The sequence below is a fragment of the Streptomyces viridochromogenes genome (assembly GCF_001270495.1).
GTDB classification, from domain to species: Bacteria; Actinomycetota; Actinomycetes; order Streptomycetales; family Streptomycetaceae; genus Streptomyces; species Streptomyces viridochromogenes_A.
In genome coordinates this window covers 20,487-42,606 of sequence record NZ_LGUR01000229.1, presented here as the reverse complement: position 1 = coordinate 42,606, position 22,120 = coordinate 20,487, and the positions used below count along the sequence as shown (strand labels likewise).

General features: G+C 70.1%; 19 protein-coding genes and 1 tRNA gene. 8 read left to right on the top strand and 12 right to left on the bottom strand.

Annotated elements, in window-relative coordinates; all coding sequences use genetic code 11:
- Positions 1-144: 144 nt before the first annotated feature.
- The 3 genes from ADK36_RS33495 (at position 145) to ADK36_RS33485 (ending at position 3,857) form a co-directional block, all read left to right on the top strand.
- Positions 145-849 (top strand): response regulator transcription factor, encoded by a 705-nt coding sequence (locus ADK36_RS33495; protein WP_048584043.1) that lies wholly within the window; start codon positions 145-147, stop codon positions 847-849.
- On the top strand, positions 846-2,249 hold the full coding sequence (locus ADK36_RS33490; RefSeq protein WP_048584042.1) for a sensor histidine kinase: 1,404 nt from the start codon (positions 846-848) through the stop codon (positions 2,247-2,249). Before ADK36_RS33495 ends, ADK36_RS33490 begins: the two co-directional genes overlap by 4 nt.
- A 135-nt stretch (positions 2,250-2,384) precedes the next feature.
- Complete coding sequence (locus ADK36_RS33485) at positions 2,385-3,857, top strand: glycoside hydrolase family 18 protein (RefSeq protein WP_053200131.1); 1,473 nt, start codon at positions 2,385-2,387, stop codon at positions 3,855-3,857.
- Positions 3,858-3,959: 102 nt separating this feature from the next.
- On the opposite strand, the gene ADK36_RS33480 is transcribed toward ADK36_RS33485, so the two are convergent.
- The 4 genes from ADK36_RS33480 to ADK36_RS33465 form a co-directional block, all read right to left on the bottom strand.
- Complete coding sequence (locus ADK36_RS33480; RefSeq protein WP_107086935.1) at positions 3,960-5,378, bottom strand: GH1 family beta-glucosidase; 1,419 nt, start codon at positions 5,376-5,378, stop codon at positions 3,960-3,962.
- Between the two features lie 91 nt (positions 5,379-5,469).
- Positions 5,470-6,381 carry a carbohydrate ABC transporter permease gene (locus ADK36_RS33475; RefSeq protein WP_048584039.1) on the bottom strand — a complete coding sequence of 304 codons (912 nt, stop codon included), beginning with the start codon at positions 6,379-6,381 and terminating at the stop codon, positions 5,470-5,472.
- Positions 6,378-7,406: a carbohydrate ABC transporter permease gene (locus ADK36_RS33470; RefSeq protein ID WP_048584038.1), complete on the bottom strand. Its 1,029-nt coding sequence runs from the start codon at positions 7,404-7,406 to the stop codon at positions 6,378-6,380. The genes ADK36_RS33475 and ADK36_RS33470 overlap by 4 nt, the downstream gene beginning before the upstream one ends.
- On the bottom strand, positions 7,403-8,728 hold the full coding sequence (locus tag ADK36_RS33465; protein WP_048584037.1) for an ABC transporter substrate-binding protein: 1,326 nt from the start codon (positions 8,726-8,728) through the stop codon (positions 7,403-7,405). The genes ADK36_RS33470 and ADK36_RS33465 overlap by 4 nt, the downstream gene beginning before the upstream one ends.
- 370 nt (positions 8,729-9,098) lie before the next feature.
- On the opposite strand from ADK36_RS33465, the gene ADK36_RS33460 reads away from it, so the two are divergent.
- On the top strand, positions 9,099-10,154 hold the full coding sequence (locus ADK36_RS33460) for a LacI family DNA-binding transcriptional regulator (RefSeq protein ID WP_048584036.1): 1,056 nt from the start codon (positions 9,099-9,101) through the stop codon (positions 10,152-10,154).
- A gap of 148 nt (positions 10,155-10,302) precedes the next feature.
- Here the strand turns inward: ADK36_RS33460 and ADK36_RS33455 are convergent, their stop codons facing one another.
- The 5 genes from ADK36_RS33455 to ADK36_RS33435 form a co-directional block, all read right to left on the bottom strand.
- Positions 10,303-10,839: a GNAT family N-acetyltransferase gene (locus ADK36_RS33455; RefSeq protein WP_053200126.1), complete on the bottom strand. Its 537-nt coding sequence runs from the start codon at positions 10,837-10,839 to the stop codon at positions 10,303-10,305.
- Between the two features lie 77 nt (positions 10,840-10,916).
- A tRNA-His gene (locus tag ADK36_RS33450) sits at positions 10,917-10,989 on the bottom strand.
- A 107-nt stretch (positions 10,990-11,096) separates the two neighbouring features.
- Complete coding sequence (gene orn, locus ADK36_RS33445) at positions 11,097-11,699, bottom strand: oligoribonuclease (protein WP_048584034.1); 603 nt, start codon at positions 11,697-11,699, stop codon at positions 11,097-11,099.
- Positions 11,700-11,850: 151 nt separating this feature from the next.
- On the bottom strand, positions 11,851-13,074 hold the full coding sequence (locus tag ADK36_RS33440) for a GlxA family transcriptional regulator (RefSeq protein WP_048584033.1): 1,224 nt from the start codon (positions 13,072-13,074) through the stop codon (positions 11,851-11,853).
- A 377-nt stretch (positions 13,075-13,451) separates the two neighbouring features.
- Positions 13,452-13,766: a hypothetical protein gene (locus ADK36_RS33435; protein ID WP_048584032.1), complete on the bottom strand. Its 315-nt coding sequence runs from the start codon at positions 13,764-13,766 to the stop codon at positions 13,452-13,454.
- A 357-nt stretch (positions 13,767-14,123) separates the two neighbouring features.
- On the opposite strand from ADK36_RS33435, the gene ADK36_RS33430 reads away from it, so the two are divergent.
- On the top strand, positions 14,124-14,651 hold the full coding sequence (locus tag ADK36_RS33430; RefSeq protein ID WP_048584031.1) for a universal stress protein: 528 nt from the start codon (positions 14,124-14,126) through the stop codon (positions 14,649-14,651).
- Between the two features lie 173 nt (positions 14,652-14,824).
- On the top strand, positions 14,825-15,385 hold the full coding sequence (locus tag ADK36_RS33425) for a GPR1/FUN34/YaaH family transporter (protein WP_048584030.1): 561 nt from the start codon (positions 14,825-14,827) through the stop codon (positions 15,383-15,385).
- A gap of 184 nt (positions 15,386-15,569) precedes the next feature.
- Here ADK36_RS33425 and glmS read toward each other — a convergent pair whose 3' ends face one another.
- Both glmS and ADK36_RS33415 read right to left on the bottom strand, forming a co-directional pair.
- A complete protein-coding gene (gene glmS / locus ADK36_RS33420; protein ID WP_048584029.1) occupies positions 15,570-17,387 on the bottom strand; it encodes a glutamine--fructose-6-phosphate transaminase (isomerizing) in 1,818 nt (605 codons plus the stop codon).
- Positions 17,388-17,399: 12 nt separating this feature from the next.
- Positions 17,400-17,657 (bottom strand): hypothetical protein, encoded by a 258-nt coding sequence (locus tag ADK36_RS33415; RefSeq protein ID WP_030054194.1) that lies wholly within the window; start codon positions 17,655-17,657, stop codon positions 17,400-17,402.
- Positions 17,658-17,875: 218 nt separating this feature from the next.
- On the opposite strand from ADK36_RS33415, the gene ADK36_RS33410 reads away from it, so the two are divergent.
- On the top strand, positions 17,876-19,459 hold the full coding sequence (locus tag ADK36_RS33410; protein ID WP_053200124.1) for a purple acid phosphatase family protein: 1,584 nt from the start codon (positions 17,876-17,878) through the stop codon (positions 19,457-19,459).
- Positions 19,460-19,503: 44 nt separating this feature from the next.
- Here ADK36_RS33410 and ADK36_RS33405 read toward each other — a convergent pair whose 3' ends face one another.
- Positions 19,504-20,388 (bottom strand): DUF4429 domain-containing protein, encoded by an 885-nt coding sequence (locus ADK36_RS33405; protein ID WP_048584027.1) that lies wholly within the window; start codon positions 20,386-20,388, stop codon positions 19,504-19,506.
- 167 nt (positions 20,389-20,555) lie between these two features.
- Between ADK36_RS33405 and ADK36_RS33400 the strand changes: the two genes are divergently transcribed.
- Positions 20,556-22,085 (top strand): beta-N-acetylhexosaminidase, encoded by a 1,530-nt coding sequence (locus ADK36_RS33400; protein ID WP_078916448.1) that lies wholly within the window; start codon positions 20,556-20,558, stop codon positions 22,083-22,085.
- Positions 22,086-22,120: the final 35 nt, after the last annotated feature.

Genomic DNA, 22,120 nt, shown 5'->3' with positions numbered 1-22,120 from the left:
CCTCACCCGTCCCGGACGTGTCGTGCGGTTGTCCACGGGGTCGGAGTTGTCCACGGAGCGGTCCATAGGACCGGAGTTGTCCACAGGCGCTGAGTTGTCCACAGGTCCGGACCTGCCTCGCTCGCATGGCGTACGGTGCGGCGCATGGCAAGTGTGCTCGTGGTCGAGGACGACCAGTTCGTACGCTCGGCGCTCATCCGGCACCTGACCGACGCCGCCCACACGGTGCGCAGCGTCGGTACGGCACTGGAGGCGCTGCGCGAGGTCGCCCATTTCCGCTTCGACGTGGTGATCCTGGACCTCGGTCTGCCCGATCTGGACGGCTCCGAGGCCCTGAAGATGCTGCGCGGCATCACGGACGTGCCGGTGATCATCGCCACGGCACGGGACGACGAGGCGGAGATCGTCCGGCTGCTGAACGCGGGGGCGGACGACTATCTGACCAAGCCGTTCTCGGTCGAGCACCTCTCGGCCCGGATGGCCGCCGTCCTGCGCCGGGCCCGGTCGGGCAGCGGGGAGGCCGCGCCGTCGAGTGTGCTCCGCGTCGGCGGTCTGACCGTCGACCCACTGCGCCGCCAGGCCGAGTTGGACGGCGCGAGCCTGGACCTCACCCGCCGCGAGTTCGACCTGCTCGCCTTCCTGGCCGGGCGGCCCGGGGTCGTCGTCCCGCGCAAGGAACTGCTCGCCGAGGTGTGGCAGCAGTCGTACGGCGACGACCAGACCATCGACGTCCATCTGTCCTGGCTGCGCCGCAAACTGGGCGAGACCGCCGCGAGCCCGCGCTATCTGCACACCCTGCGGGGCGTCGGCGTGAAGCTGGAGCCACCGGGTGGGGAGCCGCCGCGATGAGGTGGGCACTGGTCAAGGTCTGTCTGGCGGTCACCACCATGGTCGTGGTCGCCTTCGCCGTCCCGCTCGGACTCGTCATCCGGGAGATGGCCCGCGACCGCGCCTTCTCCAACGCCGAGCGGGAGGCCGCGGCCGTCGCCCCGGCGCTGTCCATCACCACCGACCGGGACCAGCTGGAGCGGGTCGTCGCCTCGGCCGGGTCGGACGCGGGGATGGCCGTGCACATACCGGCCTCCGGTGACGAGGCCGCCGTCGACCTCGGCCGGCAGCGCGCCGCCGCCGACGACATCGCGACCGTACGACGGCTGGGCCGCGCCTCGACCAGCGAGGTGCCCGGCGGATCCACGCTGCTCCAGCCGGTCGCGCTGAGCTCCGGCGAGATCGCCGTCGTCGAGGTGTACGTCCCCGACGCGGAGGTCACCAACGGCCTCACCACGGCCTGGGCGGTGCTCGCCGGGGTCGGCCTCGCCCTGATCGTCGGATCGGTCGCGGTCGCCGACCGGCTGGGCGTACGGATGGTGCGGCCCGCGCAGCGTCTGGTCGAGGGCGCGCACGAGCTGGGGGAGGGCAAGCTGGGCGCCCGGGTGCCGGAGCAGGGACCGACCGAACTGCGGCTGGCCGCGGTGGCGTTCAACTCGATGGCCGACCAGGTCGTCCAGCTCCTCGCGAACGAACGGGAGTTGGCGGCCGACCTGTCCCACCGCCTCCGTACCCCCCTTACCGTGCTGCGGCTGAACGCGGCCTCGCTCGGGGACGGCCCGGCCGCCGAGCAGACCCGGGCCGCGGTCGCCCAGTTGGAGCGCGAGGTCGACACGATCATCCGTACGGCCCGGGACGCCAAGCCGCAGACGGTGGCGGCGGGTCCGGGAGCCGGGTGCGACGCGGCCGAGGTGGTGCGCGAGCGCATGTCCTTCTGGTCGGCGCTGGCGGAGGACGAGGGCCGCAAGGTGCGGGTGGCCGGAGTGGACCGGCCGGTGCGCATACCCGTGGCCCGAGCGGATCTGGCGGCCGCGCTGGACGCCCTGCTCGGCAACGTCTTCCGGCACACGCCCGAGGGCACGGCCTTCGCGGTCGACGTGCACAACGGCGAGGACGCGGTGATCGTGCTCGTCTCGGACGCGGGGGCCGGCATCTCCGACCCCGAGGCGGCGATGGCGCGCGGGCGGGGCTCCGGCAGTGCCGGCTCGACCGGCCTCGGCCTGGACATCGTGCGGCGGCTCGCGGAGTCGACGGGCGGGGACGTACGGATCGGGTCGTCGGTGCTGGGCGGGACCGAGGTGCGGATCTGGATCCAGTTGGACGGGCGGGCGCCTGAGCGCAGAGGACATCGGGGGGCCGTCCGAAGACGCCGTCCCGGCAAATTGGTCTCGACCTTTAACCGTCCCCGATCCCTTCCTTAAGCGCACCCTAAGGTCCTCAACACCGGCCTGGATCAGGGCTTTTGCCCGATTCCGGATCGCTAGCGTGCTGCCGCACCCCACCCCCGGGATTCCCGTGACCCGGGAATCCCAGCGAAGAGCGAAGGCAGGCACGCCATGAGTACGCACCGGCGCAAGATCAGCGGCAGGAACAAGGCGATCGGCGGTCTCGTCGCCGCGGCCGTGATCGGTGGCGGCGCGATCCTGTTCACGGGTACGGCCCAGGCGGCCGGGATCGGAGCGGCGTACACGAAGACCAGTGACTGGTCGACGGGTTACACCGCGCAGTACGTCGTCACCAACAACAGCGGCGGGGCGGAGAAGGACTGGACGCTGGAGTTCGACCTGCCGTCGGGATCGAAGCTGAGCTCCCTGTGGAACGCCGAGTCGAGTGTGCGCGGGCAGCACGTCACCGTGACGCCGCCGAAGTGGGACACGGACGGGCTGGCCGCCGGCGAGTCCGTGACGGTCGGCTTCGTGGTCAACGGCACGGGCGCACCGACGGGCTGTCTGATCGACGCCGCGAAGTGTTCCACGGACGACAGCGCGACGCCCGAGCCGAGCGGCCGCCCGACGTCCACCGAATCGGCCTCGCCGACATCGACGCCGACGCCGACGGCCACGCCCACCCAGAGCGCGACCTCCACCGTGACCCCCACCGCCAAGCCCTCGGAGAGCCCCGGCACCGGGACGGGAACCGCCGCCGGCTTCGCCCCGTACATCGACACCTCCCTCTACCCGGCCTTCGACATGGCGGCGAGCGCCGAGGCGACCGGCGTGAAGGACTACAACCTCGCCTTCATCACCGACGGCGGCGGCTGCACCCCGAAGTGGGGCGGCGTCACGGACCTCGGCACCGACGCGGTGGCCGCGCAGATCGGTGACCTGCGCGCCAAGGGCGGCGACGTCCGTGTCTCCTTCGGCGGTGCGGCGGGCAGCGAGCTGGCGACGACCTGCTCCTCGGCGGACGCGCTGGCGGCGGCGTACGGCAAGGTCGTGGACGCGTACCAGCTGACCAAGGTCGACTTCGACGTCGAGGGCGGCGCGCTGCCGGACACGGCGGCCAACACGCGCCGCGCCCAGGCGATAGCCGAGCTCCAGCGGCGCCACCCGGACCTGGACGTCTCCTTCACCCTCCCCGTCATGCCGGAGGGCCTGACCCAGCCCGGCGTCGACCTCCTCGCCGACGCCAAGCAGAAGGGCGTGAAGATCGACGCCGTCAACATCATGGCGATGGACTACGGCCCCGCGTACAGCGGCGACATGGGCACCTACGCCGAACAGGCGGCCACCGCCACCCAGGCCCAGGTCAAGAGCGTCCTCGGCCTCTCCGACGACGCGGCCTGGAGAACGGTCGCGGTCACCCCGATGATCGGCGTCAACGACGTCACGACCGAGATCTTCAAGGTCGACGACGCCGCCCAGCTGGTGAAGTTCGCCCAGTCCAAGGGCCTCGGCTGGCTGTCCATGTGGTCGGCGACGCGGGACAAGGCGTGCGCGGGCGGCCCGAAGCCCGCGGCCGACGCGACCTGCAGCTCCGTCGACCAGGACAAGTTCGCGTTCTCGAAGGCGTTCGCGGCCTACAAGTAACCCAGGCGGCCTCTCGAACCACGGGGGGCGTGCCCCGGCCGGTCTCCCCCATCCGGCCGGGGCACGCGTACTTCCGGGCTCGCGTTCTTCCGGGCTCGCGCCCTAGAGCTCCTCGTCCACCTCCGGCAACATCCCCGTCCGAGCCGCCTTCCCGTACCAGTACGCGCTCGACTTCGGCGTCCGGGCGAGCGTCGAGTAGTCGACGTACACCGCCCCGAACCGCTTCTCGTAGCCGTACGCCCACTCGAAGTTGTCCATCAGGGACCACAGGTAGTAGCCCCGGACATCGGCGCCGTCGGCGATCGCGCGGCGGACCGCGGAGAGGTGGCCGTGCAGATACGCGATGCGCTCCGGGTCGTGGACGCGGCCGTCGGGGTCCGGCTTGTCGTCGTAGGCCGCGCCGTTCTCGGTGATGTAGAGCGGCAGACCGGGCGCCTCCCGGGAGTAGCGCATGATCAGCTCGTGCAGCCCGGTCGGGTCGATCGTCCAGCCCATCTCCGTGCGCTCACCCGGGGTCTGGTGGAACGTCACGTCGTCCGCGACCGGCCACGGCGAGTGCTCGCTCACCCCGTGGCCGTCCGCCCGCGGGCCGCTGATCTCCGTCTCCGCCGCCGACACCAGTGTCGGGGTGTAGTAGTTCAACCCCAGGGCGTCCAACGGCTGGTTGATCGCGGCCAGGTCGCCGTCCAGGACGTAGGACCAGTCCGTCAGGAGCTCCGTCGCCGCGTACAGCGACTCCGGGTAGGCGCCGTGCAGGATCGGGCCGTGGAAGATTCCGCTGGCCAGGTCGTCGATCTTCCGGGCCGCCGCCAGGTCCGCCGGGTCCTGCGAAAACGGCCGTACCGCGGCGGAGTTGAGGCTGAGCGCCACCGAGTTGCGGGCCGGCATCACCGAGCGCAGGGCCGAAGTGCCCAGGCCGTGCGCCAGGTTCAGGTGGTGGGCCGCCCGCAGTGAGGCCGCCGGTTCCGTGCGGCCGGGGGCGTGCACTCCGGATCCGTAGCCCAGGAACGCGATGCACCAGGGCTCGTTGATCGTCATCCACTGCTCCACCCGGTCGCCGAGCGCCTCGCCGACGATCTGCGCGTACTCGGCGAACCGGTACGCCGTGTCGCGCTCCGGCCAGCCGCCCGCGTCCTCCAGCTCCTGGGGGAGGTCCCAGTGGTAGAGGGTGACGGCCGGCTTGATCCCCGCGGAGAGCAACTCGTCCACCAGGCGGCGGTAGAAGTCCAGGCCCCGCTGCACCGCCGGGCCCCGGCCCGTCGGCTGCACCCGCGACCAGGAGACCGAGAAGCGGTACGCGGTCAGGCCGAGCTCGGCCATCAGCGCCACGTCCTCGCGGTAGCGGTGGTAGTGGTCGATGGCGACGTCACCGTGCTCGCCGCCGGCCGTCCGGCCCGGCGTATGACTGAAGGTGTCCCAGATCGACGGGGTGCGGCCGTCCTCCCGCACCGCCCCTTCGATCTGGTAGGCGGAGGTCGCCGCGCCCCAGAGGAAGGCGGGGGGAAAGGACACGGAGGACATGGGTTCAGGCATGGAAGCGCTCCCATAGGGGGTCGTGGGGACCGACGGGTAGGAGGGGAGGGGAGGAGTCGGGGGACGGTACGACCGGGCCTCAGCCCTTGACCGCCCCCTGCATGATCCCGCCCACGATCTGCTTGCCGAACAGCAGGAAGGCGATCAGCAGCGGCAGTGTGCCCAGCAGGGCGCCCGCCATGATCACCGCTTGGTCGGGGACGTAGCCGGTGCCGAGGGAGTTGAGGGCGACCTGCACGGTCGGGTTCTCCTGGTTCAGGGCGATGATCGGCCACAGGAAGTCGTTCCAGGCGAACACGAAGGTCAGCAGGCCGAGGACGGCCATCGCGGGCCGGGCCGCCGGGAAGACCACGTGCCAGACGACCCGCAGACTGCTCGCGCCGTCCACCCGCGCCGCCTCGATCAGCTCGGTCGGCAGCGCCTGTAGCAGGTACTGGCGCATGAAGAACGTACCGAAGGCCGTGCACAGCGTCGGCAGGATGACCGTCTGGAGCTGGTTCGACCAGCCGAGGTCCGCCATCCACAGATACAGCGGTACGACCGCCAGCTGCGGCGGGATCATCATCGTGCCGATGGTCAGCATCAGCAGCAGACCGGAGAACCGGAACCGCAGCTTGGCGAAGGCGAAACCGGCGAGCGTGGCGAAGAGCACCGTGCTGATGGTGATCGTGCCCGCCACGAACGTGGTGTTGAACATCGCCTTTCCGAGCCCGGCCTCCTCCCACGCCCGGTCCATGTTCTTGAACAGGTTCCCGCCGAACCACAGCGGCGGCGGGGTCTCCGCGAGCCGCCGGTCGGTGCGCGAGGCCGCGATCGCCGTCCACACCAGGGGGGCCAGCGAGACCAGCGCGAACACGGACAGCACGACGTAGGTGAGCGGGCCGGCGTGCAGCTGCTTGCCGGCGCCCATGACCCGGGGGCGCTCGCGCCGGGGCTTCGGGGCCTTCGGCGCCTTCGAGGTCTGAGGAGCCGTCAGTTCACTTGTGCTCATTGGGACTTCCTCAGCCGTCGGGACACCAGCAGTTGGATCACGGCGACGATCAGCAGGATCAGGAACATCGACCAGGCGATCGCGGAGGCCTTGCCGAGGTTGCCGATGATCCAGCCCTGGTCGTACATGTACAGGCCGAGCGTCTGGTACTGGTGCCCGGAGCCGCCCTTCGAACCGCTCACCCCGCCGAACAGCAGCGGCTCACCGAAGAGCTGGGTCGCGCCGATCGTCGAGACGACCACCGTGAACAGGATCGTCGGCCGCAGCTGCGGGATCGTCACATGGAGGAACTGCTGCCAGCGGTTGGCACCGTCGATCGCCGCGGACTCGTAGAGGTCGGCCGGGATCGCCTGCATCGCCGCCAGGTAGATCAGCGCGTTGTAGCCGGTCCAGCGCCAGATCACGATCGACGACACCGCGAACTGCGAACCCCAGTCGGACTCACGCCAGTTGACCGGATCGATCCCGACGAACTCCAGCAGCCAGTTGATCATGCCGCCGTCCCACGAGTACAGCAGCACGAACACCAGCGTCGCCGCCGCCACCGAGGTGGCGTACGGGGTGAGCATCACGACCCGCCACACGGTCGAGCCGCGCAGCTTGTAGTTGAGCAGGTGCGCCAGGCCGATCGCCATCAGCAGCTGGGGCACCGTGGAGATCACGCCGATGGTGAAGGTGTTCCCGAGCGCGTTCCAGAAGAAGTCCGAGGACAGCAGGTTCTGGTAGTTGTCCAGGCCGGTCCAGGTCTGGCCGTCGAGGTCGGCCAGCTGGACGTTGTGCAGCGAGTACCAGGCCGTGTAGAGCAGCGGGACGAGCGAGAACGCCCCGAAGACGATGAAGAAGGGGGCGATGAACGCGTACGGCGACGCCTTCATGTCCCAGCGGTACAGCCGACGGCGCCAGGAATCCGGCCCCGGCGGAGGCGGCGTACCGCGACCGTGCGCGCGGCCGGCCGCGCCCGGCTGGTCACCGGGCGCGGCGTCGGCGCTCGCGGAGTGCGCGAGGGCCTGCTTGGAGCTGGTCACTGGCCGAGCACGTCCTTGATCTCCTCGGACGCGGCGTCCCAGCCCTCGTCAGGGGACTTGCCCTTCTGCTCGACCTGGAGGATGCCGATGTCGGTCAGCGCGGTGTTGATCGCCTGGTCCTTGATGCCGAAGTACTGGGACGGGATGGTCTTCGCCGAGTCGGAGAAGATCTGCGTGATCGGCGCGTTCGAGAAGTACTCCGTGGTGGCGGCCGCCGGCTTCAGGGCCGAGTACGCCGACGGGGTCGACGGGAAGCTGGCCTGCTTGGCGAAGACCTTCGCCTGCTGCTCCGGCGCGGTCAGCCACTTCGCCAGCGCGATGGCCTCCTTCTGGTGCTTGCCCGACGTCGGCACGCCGATGAACGAACCGCCCCAGTTGGCCGCGGTCGGCGCCGCCGCCACGTCCCACTTGCCCTTGCCGGAGTCACCGGACTTCTCCAGGATGTAGCCGATCATCCAGGCCGGGCAGGCCACCGTGGCGAAGGTGCCGTTGGCGTAGCCCTGGTCCCACGGCTTGTCGAACTGCTTCAGCTTCGCCGACATGTCGCTGGTCGCCACGTCCATGGCGACGTCCCAGGCGTTCTTCACGCCCTGCGAGTTGTCCCAGTCGACGGTGCCGTCGTCCTTGTAGTAGCGCTCGGTCCCGCCGCCGAGGGCCGCGTTGTAGACCGAGGAGGCCGAGTCCACGAACTTGGTGCCGCTCGGCGCCTTCTTCATGTACTCCTTGCCCAGGTCGACGTACTTGCCCCAGTCGCCCTTCCACTGCGCGGCGAGCTTGGTGCGGTCGGTCTCCAGGCCGGCCTTTTGGAACAGGTCCTTGCGGTAGCAGATCGCCATCGGGCCGACGTCGGTGCCGAGTCCGATCAGCTTGCCGTCCTTGGTGGTGGCCTGGGCGTTCTTCCAGTCCAGCCACTGGGACTTGTCGACCTCCTTGCCGAGGTCCACGAACTTGTCGGCCTGCGTCTGCACGGCCTCGGTGATGTTCATGACCTCGATGGCCTGGATGTCGTCGGCACCGGAGCCGGCCTGGAGGCGGGTGAGGACCTTGGGCCAGTAGACGTCGGTACGGGTGGTGACGTTCTCCTTGATGCTGATGTCGGGGTGGAGCTTCATGTACTCGTCGTAGAGGCCGGCCTGCTTGTAGCCGAAGGTGCCGAAGGTGCCCACGGTGAGCGTGGTCTTGCCTCCGCCGCCGTTGCCTCCGCCCTCGCCCGAAGGGCCGTCGTCCGAGTCCTCGGCGCAGCCGGCGAGCAGCCCCGTCGTCAGCGCGGCCACGGCCGCGAGGGCCATCAGCCGGCGGGACCCGCGGGTACTCGTGCGCATTGCGTCCTCCTGTTGCCTGACGTGCCGACCCCCCGGCCAACTGCACTGTTGGGCCCGTCTGTTGTTCTCGCTGCGGCTCGGGCGGGGAACGTGCGGGATGTGTATGTGTCAGGTACCGTGGGAGCGCTCCCACGTGTGATGTGTTGAAGGGTCGTCGGTCCGGGCAGGGGTGTCAAGGGCATCAGCGCGGAGAGATGCGTTCAGTTATCGGGACGTTAACTGGATCCCGCTCAACCGGTCCGGCGATCGGGGACGAGGCCGTTCAGGCCGAGGCGGGGGGCTGGGGGCGGCAGCCCCAGGTGGGGTCAGTGCACCAGACGGGACTGTTAGATTCCAGGCCGGCGTACGGATCGGCGGGAAGGCGGAGCCCATGGCAACCCATGGAGTGCGGGGCCGTAGTGGCGGTCGGCCCACCCTCGAAGAGGTGGCGGCCCGAGCCGGCGTGGGCCGGGGCACCGTCTCCCGCGTGATCAACGGCTCGCCCCGGGTCAGCGACGCGACCCGCGCGGCGGTGGAGGCGGCGGTCGCCGAACTCGGCTACGTCCCCAACACGGCGGCCCGCGCCCTGGCGGCGAACCGCACGGACGCCATCGCGCTGGTCGTGCCCGAGCCGGAGACGCGGTTCTTCGCGGAACCGTACTTCTCGGACATCCTGAAGGGTGTGGGCGCCGAGCTCGCCGACACCGAGATGCAACTGCTGCTGATCTTCGCGGGCAGCGACAAGGAACGGCGCCGCCTGGCCCAGTACCTGGCCGCCCACCGCGTCGACGGCGTCCTGCTGGTCTCGGTCCACGCGGACGACCCCCTGCCCGACCTGCTGTCGCAGCTGGAGATCCCCGCGGTGATCAGCGGCCCGAGATCGGCCGCGGAGACCCTGACCTCGGTGGACTCCGACAACTACGGCGGCGGCCGCTCGGCCGTCGAGCACCTGCTCTCCCGAGGCCGCACGCGGATCGCCCACATCACCGGCCGCCTCGACGTCTACGGCGCCCAGCGCCGCGTCGACGGCTACCGCGACGCCCTGCACGACGCGGGGTTCGACGTGGACGAGCTGCTGATCGAGCCGGGCGACTTCACGGAGGAGGGCGGCCGCCGGGCGATGGAGACCCTGCTGGCGCGCCGCCCCGACCTGGACGCGGTCTTCGCGGCGTCGGACGTGACGGCGGCCGGCGCCCGCCAGGTCCTGCGCGAGGCGGGCCGCCGTATCCCCGACGACGTCGCCCTCGTCGGCTACGACGACTCGGCCATCGCCCGCCACATGGACCCGCCCCTCACCAGCGTCCGCCAGCCCATCGAGGAGATGGGCCGCCGGATGATCGACCTTCTCCTCACCGAGATCGCGGACCGCCGTCCGGCGATGTCGCGGGGCCTGGAGCGGGCGCAGATGGTGCTGGCCACGGAGTTGGTGGTACGGACGTCGTCCTGAGCGGGTGTTGGGCGCCTCCCGCGCCCCCCGGGGCCAGAGCTCGGGCTGTGTGTCGTACGGCGCCCGGTCGGGCGGAGTCGGACCAACGCATCCGGAGTGGGCGGGAGTTGGCGGGCTCCTTGCGGGCGGTGAGGCGACGACCGGTCGGTCAGGAGACGGACGGCGGTGTGTTCGCGGCCCGCGTCAGCCGCCACCGCGTCTCCCCGTCCCGCTCCTCGTCGGTCGGGGTGAGACCGGCCGCTGTGGCTACGGCTGCCGACGCCTGGTGGCCGGGGTGGATGTGCGCGACGACCGTACGGACCGAACGTCGTCCCAGCCAGGCGACGAGCCCCCGCGCCGCCTCGGACGCGAAGCCGCGCCCCTGCCACGGAGTGCCGACCACCCAGGCGATCTCGGCGCCGTGTTCCGCGCTGACCGTGGCCTGGACCGTGCCCACGAGGCAGGACCGCGCGCGCAGCCGCAGCACCCAGTTGCACCAGGAGACGGCCGGGTCGGGGGATCCGGCGACGAGGCGCTCGTAGCGGGCGCGCAGGTCGGCGGGGGAGAGGGGAGTGCCGCCGATGAAGCTGTGCAGCGCCGGGTCGGACAGGACGACGGCCATCTCCTCGGCGTGTTCGACGCGCAGCGGCAGGAGGTCGAGGCGGGCGGTGCGGACGGGCTCGGTGGGTACGCGGGGCTCGGACATCGTGCGCAGCCTATGGCCCGGCGGGAAAAAGCTTCAGCCGGTGACCTCGTTTCCGAAGTCACCGGCTGAAGACCGAGGGTGAGTGACGGGACTCGAACCCGCGGCATCCTGGACCACAACCAGGTGCTCTACCAGCTGAGCTACACCCACCATGACCGGCTTTGGGTTTCCCCGACCGGCCGAGAAAAAGTGTACAGGGTCCGAAGGGGTGCTCGCGCACGGATTCCGCGGCGCCCCCCGGTACCCCCCGCACACTCCTACTGAGCAGGCAGAACGTGCTTCGCGGCGATCGACTTCGCGGTGTCCGAGTCCGGGCCGGGCTGCGGCACGAAGACGGCCTCGCGGTAGTAGCGGAGTTCGGCGATGGACTCGCGGATGTCGGCGAGGGCGCGGTGGTTGCCGTTCTTCTCCGGGCTGTTGAAGTAGGCCCGCGGGTACCAGCGGCGGGCCAGCTCCTTGATCGAGGAGACGTCGACGATCCGGTAGTGGAGGTAGTCCTCCAGCGTCGGCATGTCGCGCAGCAGGAAGCCACGGTCCGTGCCGACGGAGTTGCCGCACAGCGGGGCCTTGCCGGGTTCCTTCACGTGCTCGCGCACATACGCCAGCACCTGCTCCTCGGCGTCCGCCAGCGTCGTGCCGCCGGCCAGTTCGTCGAGGAGCCCGGACGCGGTGTGCATCTGACGCACCACCTCCGGCATCGTCTCCAGCGCCGAGTCCGGCGGGCGGATGACGATGTCCACGCCCTCGCCGAGGACGTTCAGCTCGGAGTCGGTGACGAGGGCGGCAACCTCGATGAGCGCGTCGTCGGACAGCGAGAGGCCGGTCATCTCGCAGTCGATCCACACCATGCGATCGTTCATGCGAACACCCTACGGCTGACGTCCGCTTTTGGGATGCCCGGTGTCGCAGGCGGCGTACCAGGGGGCTGCCGCCCCCTGGACCCGCTTCGGCCTGGACGGCCTCGTCCTCGAACGCCGGACGGGCTGGATGCGCCCGTCCGGCGTTTCGCGGTCATGCTCCGCTGCGCTGCCCCGGCAGGGTCGCCCGGCCTCCGACGTACAGCTCGCGCCCGCTGTCCGCGGGGCCGGGGCCTACCGGCGCCGGTGTGCGGCGGGTCTGGAGCGGGACCGGGCCGCCCTCCGGGTACGGGGCGGGCGGTGGGCCCTGCTGGACGGTGGGACCCGTCGGCGGCTCAGCGTCCGTCGGCCGGTCCGCCTGGGGGCGCCGGGCACGGTACGCCGCCCGGTACGCGGCCGGCGACGAGCCGAGCTGGCGGCGGAAGTGGCCGCGCAGCGCGACCGGCGAGCGGAAGCCGCAGCGTCCGGCCACCTCGTCCACCGAGTAGTCCGACGTCTCCAGCAGGCGCTGCGCCTGAAGGACCCGCTGGGTGATCAGCCACTGCAGCGGGGCGCTGCCCGTCAGCGAGCGGAAGCGGCGGTCGAAGGTGCGGCGGCTCATGTACGCGCGGGCCGCCAGCGTCTCGACGTCGAACTGCTCGTGCAGATGCTCCAGCGCCCAGGCGACGACCTCCGCGAGCGGGTCGGCGCCGATCTCCTCTGGTAAAGACCGATCGAGGTAGCGCTCCTGACCGCCGGATCGGCGCGGCGGGACCACCAGCCGGCGGGCCAGTGCTCCGGCCGCCTCGTTGCCGTGGTCCGTCCGCACGATGTGGAGACAGAGATCGATTCCGGCCGCGGTGCCCGCCGACGTCAGGACGTCGCCGTCGTCGACGAACAGCTCTCGCGGATCCACGTGCACCGACGGGTAGCGCTTGGCCAGCGTCGGTGCGTACATCCAGTGCGTCGTCGCGGGACGGCCGTCCAGCAGGCCCGCCGCGGCGAGGACGAAGGCGCCGGTGCACAGCCCGACTATGCGGGCGCCTTCCTCGTGTGCCCGGCGCAGCGCGTCGAGCGCGTCCTCGGGCGGTGGCGAGGTGATCGAGCGCCAGGCCGGCACGACGACCGTGCCCGCCCGCGAGATCGCCTCCAGGCCATGCGGCGCCGAGAGTTCCAGGCCCCCTGTGGTCCGCAGCGGGCCTTCCTCGCCGCCGCACACCAAGAGGCGGTAGCGCGGCACGCCGGCGTCCTGGCGGTCTATCCCGAACACCGACAGCGGTATGGAACTCTCGAAGATGGGGCCGCCGCTGAACAGCAGCACCGCGACGATCTCCTTGCGGCGTCGCCCGGAAAGTTTCCGGGCCGCGGCTTCCGGCGCGGCAGTGGAGTCGTGGCTCATACTGCTAAGCCCCCCTCGGTGGTCGCGGCTCCTCGGTTGTGTCGCTCCTGCACGTTTCCCCTTGGTCCTGCACGAGTCCCCCGCCGTAGACAGTCAAGATCGAATCTACTGTGTCGCGTCACGCCGAAGTGGCCGGTTCGACACTCGGTAGATTGTCGACTTGGCAACTTGGCGTGAAGCATTCGATCACGAAGCGTTGCACTCACGGGCCGTGCAGGGAAGTGCGCCTTGTCGCAGTGGCCAATCCACGTAGGGTGCGCAGGGCCCCTGAGGCCCTTTCCGTGCAGGTGGAACGGGGGTTGGGGGGTGTTCTGGGCAGGGGATGCCCGCGCGCCAGAAGTTGGCTGAAAAGCAACGTGCCGGGGTGTGAAAACCGGTCAGCCGACCGGTGTATTTCCCCCGGTGTGACGTCCACCTCTATGGGCCCCGGTTCCGGTGCGGTGATGGCGGCCGCGACGCCGGGGTGACGGGCCGGCCTCCCCGGCCTTGATGCGGGCCGCGCCGCGTTCCGACTGGCGCAACAGCAGGCGGCACACGGCCGTCACGGCCGCGAGGCCCAGGGCCGTGCCGGTGGCGCCGGCGAGCGAGGTGCCGTACCAGAGGAGGACCACGGGGACCAGGACGCAGCTGAAGGCCGACCAACGCACCACATTGGTGGCGCTGTCCTCGGAGGGCGTGCTGGGTCCTGACATGCGTACGTGCTCCCTGGGCTCCCTGGGCGGTGACTCAGGGAGATCAACGCGGGTCCGGGCGGTCGGTCACTGGTACGCGCCGGTAGGCGGCCGTCCGGTGGCGGACGAAGTTGAACCCTGTGCAAACCGCCTGTACACCGCAGCAACCATTGCGTTACGGGCGCACCCTCGTGCATGCTCCCTGGAACCCGCACCGACCGTGAGCGGGGATCTGGGTTAAGGAGGCGTGCCGCCGTACCCTTGGGGTATGGGGTTGGGAAGACCATTCCCGGACACAGCTCCGCCGCATACTGCTGGATCCGTCAGCGAGCTCCGCTCGCGGGCCCACCCATAAAGGATCAATACGCCGAGACAGCCATGGCCGGTCACGAATTCTTCGAACCCGCGGACCGCAAGCGGCCCGTCGCCGACCCCACGGCGGCCGAGCCCCTGGCGGCGGAACAACCACGCCATTCCTGCGACCCCGCTTTCAAGCACGGCGTTGTCGTCGGCTTCGACGGCTCCACCTCCAGTGAGCGCGCCCTGGCGTACGCCATCGGCATGGCTCATCGCTCCGGGTCGGGCCTGATCATCGTCCACGTCGCCAACCGGCTGCCCACCACGGTGTGGGCCGGCTGTGAGCCGCCGGTCTTCGTCGACGTGCCGGATCACCGCACCGAGGTGCTGGGCCTCGAACTCGCATGCGCGGAGTACCTCGCCGAGGTGCCCTGGATCCTCGTCGAGCGTGGCGGTGACATCTGCCATGAACTCGAAGAGGTCGGACAGGAGTACGAGGCGGACGCGATCGTCGTCGGTTCCACGCACGGGATCGTCGGGCGGATCTTCGGCTCCGTCGCCGGGCGGCTCGCCAAGCGGGCCAAGCGTCCTGTCGTCGTCATTCCGTAACTCCCTGTTGTCCCAGGTGAGATGAGCCGTTCGGGACGTCGGCCGCCTTCCTCGCCCGTACTCCCACCCCTTCTTGCGATGCGTGAACTTACTGGCGCGTAGAGGTGTTTGTGCCTTTGTGAAGGGCATATATCGCTCACCGCACAACTGCACATGCATGAAGGGAGCCCGCCGTGGACAACGACGTCTCTGCGGGAAGCGGAATCACTACCGTGGTCGGCCGACTCGCCCTGGGAATCACCCTGTTGGCCTTCGGGCTGGGGTACACCGAAGTGATCGACGGCGTGTCGGCTGCTGACGCCGTATCAATCGCCCAGTACGTGGGCGGCATTGCCCTCTTCGTCGCGGGGCTGATGGCCCTCCGCGACCGTGACGCCGCGAACGGGACCGCGTTCGTGACGCTCGGCGCGCTCTGGTTCACCTGGGCGGTCTCGGCGGAGGGCTCCGCCGACGCGGCCGGTTTGTTCTTGTCGCTGTTCGCCCTCGTGGTGCTGTCCCTCACGCTCGCGGGTGGGGATCAGCTCGGGCAGGGGGCGTACGGGCTGTTCTTCGTCGCGCTGGTGCTCATGGCGGTCGCCGACTTCGCCGACAGTGGCGGGCTCGCCAAGGTGGGCGGCTGGTTCGCCGTCGCTGCGGGAGCGGTGGCTTGGTATGCGGCGACCGCGGCTCTGGCGCACTGGCCTACGGCTCTTCCGCGACGCGCTGCGGGTCGGGGTGTGACGGCCACCGGGTAGCTGCGCGGGCTGGGGGTTGGGCGGCCCCCGGCGTTGAAAACGGACCCCCCGTGAGTGGTGGCATCACGTGGGGGTCCGTCTCTGTTCCGTCGGCCTGTGCGGGGGCGTGGGGGCTGGTCGCGCAGTTCCCCGCGCCCCTGAAAGCACAAGGGCTGCGCCCCTGAAGGGCGGAAGCCCTGAGCCTCTACTCCACCGTTACCGACTTGGCGAGGTTCCTCGGCTTGTCGATGTCCCTGCCCAGGGCCAAGGCCGTGTGGTAGGCGAGGAGTTGGAGGGGGACGCCCATCAGGATCGGGTCGAGTTCGTCCTCGTTCTTGGGGACGATGATGGTCTGGTCGGCCTTTTCCTGGGGCTGGTGGGCCACCGCGAGGATCTTGCCGCTGCGGGCCTTGATCTCCTCCATGGCGGCGCGGTTCTTCTCCAGGAGGTCGTCGTCGGGGACGATGGCGACCGTCGGGAGGGCGGGGTCGATCAGGGCCAGGGGGCCGTGCTTGAGCTCGGAGGCCGGGTAGGCCTCGGCGTGGATGTAGGAGACCTCCTTGAGCTTGAGGGAGGCCTCAAGGGCGACCGGGTAGCCCCGGACGCGGCCGATGAAGAGCATCGAGCGGGCCTCGGCGTACTGCTGGGCCAGCTTCTCGATCTCCGCCTCCTGCTCCATGACCTCGGCGATCTGGGCGGGCAGCTTGCGCAGGCCCTCGATGATCCGCTTGCCGTCGCGGACCGAGAGGTCGCGGGTGCGCCCCAGGTGCAGCGCCAGCAGGCCGAAGGCGACCGTGGTGTTCGTGAAGCACTTCGTCGAGACGACGCAGACCTCGGGGCCCGCGTGGACGTAGATGCCGCCGTCCGCCTCCCGGGCGATCGCCGAGCCCACGACGTTGACGATGCCCAGGACCCGCGCGCCCTTGCGCTTCAGCTCCTGGACGGCGGCGAGTACGTCGTAGGTCTCGCCCGACTGGGAGACCGCGATGTAGAGGGTGTCGGGGTCGACGACCGCGTTGCGGTAGCGGAACTCGGAGGCCGGCTCGGCGTCCGCGGGGATGCGGGCCAGCTCCTCGATCATCTGGGCGCCGATCATGCCGGCGTGGTACGAGGTGCCGCAGCCGAGGATCTTCACGCGGCGGATCTGGCGCGCCTCGCGGGCGTCCAGGTTGAGGCCGCCGAGGTGCACGGTGGAGAAACGGTCGTCGATACGGCCGCGCAGGACTCGGTCCACGGCCTCGGCCTGCTCGTGGATCTCCTTGTGCATGTAGGTGTCGTGGCCGCCCATGTCGTAGGACGCCGCTTCCCACTCGACCGTGGTGGGCTCGGCCGTCGTACGGGTGCCCTCCGTGGTGTAGGTGCGGAAGTCGTCGGCCTTGAGGGTGGCCATCTCGCCGTCGTCGAGGGTCACTATCTGGCGGGTGTGGGCCACCAGCGCGGCGATGTCCGAGGCTACGAACATCTCCTTCTCGCCGATGCCCAGGACGACCGGGGAGCCGTTGCGGGCGACGACGATGCGGTCGTTGAAGTCGGCGTGCATCACGGCGATGCCGTACGTGCCCTCGATGAGGCGCAGCGTCTCGCGGACCTTGTCCTCGAGCTTCTCCGCCTGCGAGCGGGCGATGAGGTGGACGAGGACCTCGGTGTCGGTCTCGGAGAGGAACTCGACTCCGTCCGCCTCCAGCTTGCGGCGCAGGTCGGAGGCGTTGTCGATGATGCCGTTGTGGACGACGGCGACCTTGCCCTCGGCGTCCAGGTGCGGGTGGGCGTTCGCGTCGGACGGGGCGCCGTGGGTGGCCCAGCGGGTGTGGGCGATGCCGGTCGTGCCCTTGAAGCGCGCCGGGACCTTGGCCTCCAGGTCGCGGACCCGGCCCTTGGCCTTGACCGTCTTCAGGCCCGCCGCCTTCGGGGACGTGATGACGATGCCCGCCGAGTCGTAGCCGCGGTACTCCAGGCGCTGAAGGCCCTCCAGGAGCAGGGGCGCCACGTCACGCTTCCCGATGTATCCGACGATTCCGCACATATACAGGTATTCCTAGCCGTAGACGATGCGGCGCAGCTGCCTGAGCGTGAGCTCCGGCGGTGCCACCGCCCGGTATTTGAGGTCCGCCTCGATCCGTTCGAAGATCTGCGCGTTCACCAGGCCCTGGGCCTGGAGTTCGCGGTGGCGGCGACGGACGTAGTCCTCGGTCGTCTCGTCGAAGTAGGCGAGCACGTCCTGGATCACGCGAAGCGCCTCGCCCCGGCTGAGGGGCGTGGAGCGCGTCAGGTGATCTACGAGTTCGTCGTGCACCCGGTAGATCCTGGGGTACCGGCGACGGATTCGCAAGAATCCTGCCCGGTTTCGGGCAGCTGTCTGGGGATCGGTTGGTAATCGGCTGGCAGTCGGCTGTTGAACCTCTTGGAAGAACATTGAGGGTCTCATGGGGGCCTGTTCCTGAGCCGTCCATACGTCGGCCCGCATCCCGTTGCCTGAGGGGACGAGTTTCGGACGCCATGGACATTCCTCGCATGGGCGTACCCCAGCAGCTGGCCGAGCGCATGAGCATGGCCGAGCAGCATGAGTACCTGCGCGCCAAGTTCTCGCGGCGCACGATGATCAGAGGCGGCGCCGTCACGCTGGGCGCCGTCACGGGTGGCGGGTTCGTAACGGGCGCCACCGCCCAGGCCGCCACCACCGCCCGGGCCGCCGCCGTTCCGACGCAGGCGGCGCCCCGCACCGAGACGGTCGACGGCGCCCTCGTCGCTCCCTTCGGCCGCCACCTCGCCTACGGCAACGACCCGCGTACCGAGATGACCATCTCGTGGCAGGTCCCCGTCGCCGTGAAGAAGCCGTTCATCCGGATCGGCGCCCACCCCTGGGACCTCTCCCGCAAGATCGAGGCCGAGGTCCGCACCCTCTACACCCCGGCCGGCGTCGGTGCCAGCGCCGACCACACGCAGTACTACGTCCACGCCAGGCTGACCCACCTGCGCCCCGGCCGGACCTACTACTACGGCGTCGGCCACGCCGGCTTCGACCCCGCCGAGCCGCACCTGCTGGGCACCCTCGGCACCTTCACCACCGCCCCCGCCCACAAGGCGCCCTTCACCTTCACCGCCTTCGGCGACCAGGGCGTCAGCTACCACGGTCTCGCCAACGACAGCCTGCTCCTGGGTCAGAACCCGGCCTTCCACCTGCACGCGGGCGACATCGCCTACGCCGACCCGACCGGCGCGGGCAAGGCCGCCGACACCGGCTTCGACTCGCGCGTGTGGGACCAGTTCCTCGCCCAGACCGAGTCGGTCGCCAAGTCGGTGCCGTGGATGGTGAGTTACGGCAACCACGACATGGAGGCCTGGTACTCGCCCAACGGCTACGGCGGCGAGGAGGCCCGCTTCACGCTCCCCGACAACGGGCCGGACAGGAAGAACCTGCCGGGCGTCTACTCCTTCGTCTACGGCAACACCGCGGTCATCTCCCTCGACCCCAACGACGTGTCGTACGAGATCCCCGCCAACCTCGGCATCTCCGGGGGCACCCAGAGCAAGTGGTTCGAGGCGCAGCTCAAGAAGTTCCGGGCCGCGCACGACATCGACTTCGTCGTCGTGTTCTTCCACCACTGCGCGTACTGCACCTCCACCGCGCACGCCTCGGAGGGGGGCGTGCGCCAGGAGTGGGTGCCGCTGTTCGAGAAGTACCAGGTGGACCTCGTCATCAACGGTCACAACCACCAGTACGAGCGAACCGACGTCATCAAGGGCAACGAGGTCGCCAAGAAGCTGCCGATCGGCGGCACGGCGTACCCCGAGACCGAGGGCGTGGTGTACGTGACGGCAGGTGCGGCGGGCCGCAGTCTGTACGCCTTCACCGCGCCGGACTCCTACGAGGGGCACGAGCACGAGCAGGAGTCCGTGGCCTCGTTCGTCAACCTCAAGGACGGCAAGCAGAACGAGACCGTCGCCTGGTCCCGGGTGCGCTACCTCAACTACTCGTTCCTGCGCGTGGACGTCACGCCCGCTCCGAAGGGCCGCTACACGACCCTGAAGGTGCAGGGCATCGCCGAGACCGGTGAGCGGATCGACCACTTCACGGTGGCGCGCAGGGCCAAGTAGCAAGGAGCCAAGCAGAAGTACGCCCACACGGGGCCGTACGCGGGCTACATCCGCTTGAGCACCGCCTGCTTGGCCATCGTGAACTCGTCGTCGGTGAGCACACCGGTGCGGTGCAGCTCGCCGAGTTCGCGCAGGCGGCGCAGGAGGGCGTCGTGCTCGTCCTCGGCGGACGCGACCGGAGGAGAAGGCAGCTCCGGTCGCGGCTGGGGTACGTCCGTGGTGGTGGCCCTGGCCGGGTGCGGAAGGCGGGCCTGGACCGCCGCCGCGACCAGGGCCATCAGCGGATCCTTCTTGAAGCCCCACAGCTCCACCGAGTTGGCGTCGTACTTCGGCGGGGCCTTGGTGGGCGCGTTGCGGACGGTGAAGCGGAGGTGGCCGTTCTCCAGGCCCGCCGCCGGATGCCACTCCACGGCCACGACGTCGGTGAGCGTGAGGGTGCGGGAGCCGGCGGCGGCCTTGGCGTCCTCCGTCTTCCAGTTCCACTCCAGGCGGATGTGTTCACCGTCGAAGGTCGCGGTGCCGTCCCCGGCGGAGACCGACAGGGGGACGGAGGGGCCCGGCAGCAGGTACGCGTCGACCGGGTCGGCCGGGACCTGGTCCAGCAGCAGGGCGCCGCGCACCTCGTCCACGAGGTACTCGGCGACGCCGTACCGGTCGGACTCGACGATCAGCTGGTAGGGGTCGTTGGGCTCGGCGAGTCGCCCGCCGGTGGCGTGCAGCAGCGGGTCGGCGCCGTCGCGCAGACGAAGGCGCAGCCGCCCGGCCTTCTTGCCCTGCTCGAAGGAGACCCCCGCCAACGCCCCCAGGGGGACGACCAGTTCACCCAGGGTCTTGCGGAACAGGCTGACGTTCTTGTCCCGTCCGGGAGTCAGCCGCAGGGCGTCGCCGTCGAAGACCCAGGTGCCGTCCTTCTGGATGATTTCCGCCATGGGGTGGATTGTTCCACCAGTCTCACGAGAGAGTGGTCCAGACCTCTTGGAGCGCAACGGCTCATGGAAGGGACACGCTTGTGAGAGTCGGCCGGGTCAGACAGGACAGACAGGTCAGACAGCACCACAGAACGTTCCGCCTTCTCGGTTCCCTGCTGCTGGCCGCGATGGGCGCCTCGGCGACAGGGGCCGCTCCCGCCCAGGCGGCGTCGCCCGTCCCGCTCGACCGGGTGGTCCCCGTGCCCGCCTCGGTCGACCCCGGCGGATCCCCCTACCGGATCACCCGCGACACCCGCATCCGCGTTGACGACTCCCGCGAGACGCGCCGCGTGGGTGAGTACCTCGCGCACATCCTCCGCCCCTCCACCGGCTACCGCCTCCCCGTCACCGCCCACGGTGCCGGCGGCATCCGTCTGCGCCTGGCCAAGGGCCCGTTCGGAGTCGAGGGCTACCGCCTCGACAGCGGCCGCAAGGGCGTCACCATCACCGCCGCGGGGGCCGCCGGCCTCTTCCATGGCGTGCAGACCCTGCGCCAGCTCCTCCCGGCGGCCGTCGAGAAGGACTCCGTCCAGCCCGGCCCCTGGCTGGTCGCGGGCGGCACGATCCAGGACACCCCGCGCTACGGCTGGCGCGGCGCGATGCTCGACGTCTCCCGGCACTTCTTCACGGTCGACCAGGTCAAGCGCTATATCGACCAGCTCGCCCTGTACAAGATCAACAAGCTGCATCTGCACCTCAGCGACGACCAGGGCTGGCGCATCGCCATCGACTCCTGGCCGCGCCTCGCGACCTACGGCGGCTCGACCCAGGTCGGCGGCGGCCCCGGTGGTTACTACACCAAGGCCGACTACAAGGAGATCGTCCGGTACGCGTCCTCCCGTTTCCTGGAGGTGGTCCCCGAGATCGACATGCCGGGCCATACGAATGCCGCGCTCGCCTCGTACGCCGAGCTGAACTGCGACGGGGTGGCTCCGCCGCTCTACACCGGTACCGAGGTCGGGTTCAGCTCGCTGTGTGTCGGCAAGGACATCACGTACGACTTCGTGGACGACGTGATCCGCGAGCTCGCCGCGCTCACGCCGGGGAAGTACCTGCACATCGGCGGGGACGAGGCGCACTCCACGAGTCACGAGGACTATGTGAAGTTCATGGACCGGGTGCAGCCCCTCGTCGCCAAGTACGGCAAGACGGTGGTCGGCTGGCATCAGCTGACCGGGGCGACCCCGGCGACGGGTGCGCTCGCGCAGTACTGGGGGCTGGACGGTACGAGTGCCGAGGAGAAGGCGCAGGTTGCCAAGGCCGCGCAGAACGGGACGGGGATCGTGCTGTCTCCGGCCGACCGGATCTACCTCGACATGAAGTACACGGCGGACACTCCGCTGGGGCTGGACTGGGCCGGTCTGGTCGAGGTCAAGCGGTCGTACGACTGGGATCCCGGTGACTATCTTCCGGGGGTGCCCTCTTCGGCGATCCGGGGTGTCGAGGCGCCGATGTGGACCGAGACGATCACCAAGTCCGCCGATATCGAGTACATGGCGTTCCCGAGGCTGGCGGGGGTGGCCGAGCTGGGGTGGTCGCCGGCTTCCACGCATGACTGGGAGGGCTACAAGGTGCGGCTTGCTGCGCAGGCTGAGCGGTGGGAGGCGTTGGGGATCGGGTTCTATCGATCGCCTCAGGTGCCATGGCCTACGGCGTAAGCGCGGTGATTCGTCTGCGGGCCGGTGGGGGCTTG

Coding starts and splice junctions, on each gene's coding strand:
- ADK36_RS33495 (WP_048584043.1), top strand. CDS start 145: ATGGCAAGTGTGCTCGTGGTCGAGGACGACCAGTTCGTACGCTCGGCG.
- ADK36_RS33490 (WP_048584042.1), top strand. CDS start 846: ATGAGGTGGGCACTGGTCAAGGTCTGTCTGGCGGTCACCACCATGGTC.
- ADK36_RS33485 (WP_053200131.1), top strand. CDS start 2,385: ATGAGTACGCACCGGCGCAAGATCAGCGGCAGGAACAAGGCGATCGGC.
- ADK36_RS33480 (WP_107086935.1), bottom strand. CDS start 5,378: ATGTCCTCCGTGTCCTTTCCCCCCGCCTTCCTCTGGGGCGCGGCGACC.
- ADK36_RS33475 (WP_048584039.1), bottom strand. CDS start 6,381: ATGAGCACAAGTGAACTGACGGCTCCTCAGACCTCGAAGGCGCCGAAG.
- ADK36_RS33465 (WP_048584037.1), bottom strand. CDS start 8,728: ATGCGCACGAGTACCCGCGGGTCCCGCCGGCTGATGGCCCTCGCGGCC.
- ADK36_RS33460 (WP_048584036.1), top strand. CDS start 9,099: ATGGCAACCCATGGAGTGCGGGGCCGTAGTGGCGGTCGGCCCACCCTC.
- ADK36_RS33455 (WP_053200126.1), bottom strand. CDS start 10,839: ATGTCCGAGCCCCGCGTACCCACCGAGCCCGTCCGCACCGCCCGCCTC.
- orn (WP_048584034.1), bottom strand. CDS start 11,699: ATGAACGATCGCATGGTGTGGATCGACTGCGAGATGACCGGCCTCTCG.
- ADK36_RS33440 (WP_048584033.1), bottom strand. CDS start 13,074: ATGAGCCACGACTCCACTGCCGCGCCGGAAGCCGCGGCCCGGAAACTT.
- ADK36_RS33435 (WP_048584032.1), bottom strand. CDS start 13,766: ATGTCAGGACCCAGCACGCCCTCCGAGGACAGCGCCACCAATGTGGTG.
- ADK36_RS33430 (WP_048584031.1), top strand. CDS start 14,124: ATGGCCGGTCACGAATTCTTCGAACCCGCGGACCGCAAGCGGCCCGTC.
- glmS (WP_048584029.1), bottom strand. CDS start 17,387: ATGTGCGGAATCGTCGGATACATCGGGAAGCGTGACGTGGCGCCCCTG.
- ADK36_RS33410 (WP_053200124.1), top strand. CDS start 17,876: ATGGGCGTACCCCAGCAGCTGGCCGAGCGCATGAGCATGGCCGAGCAG.
- ADK36_RS33405 (WP_048584027.1), bottom strand. CDS start 20,388: ATGGCGGAAATCATCCAGAAGGACGGCACCTGGGTCTTCGACGGCGAC.
- ADK36_RS33400 (WP_078916448.1), top strand. CDS start 20,556: ATGGGCGCCTCGGCGACAGGGGCCGCTCCCGCCCAGGCGGCGTCGCCC.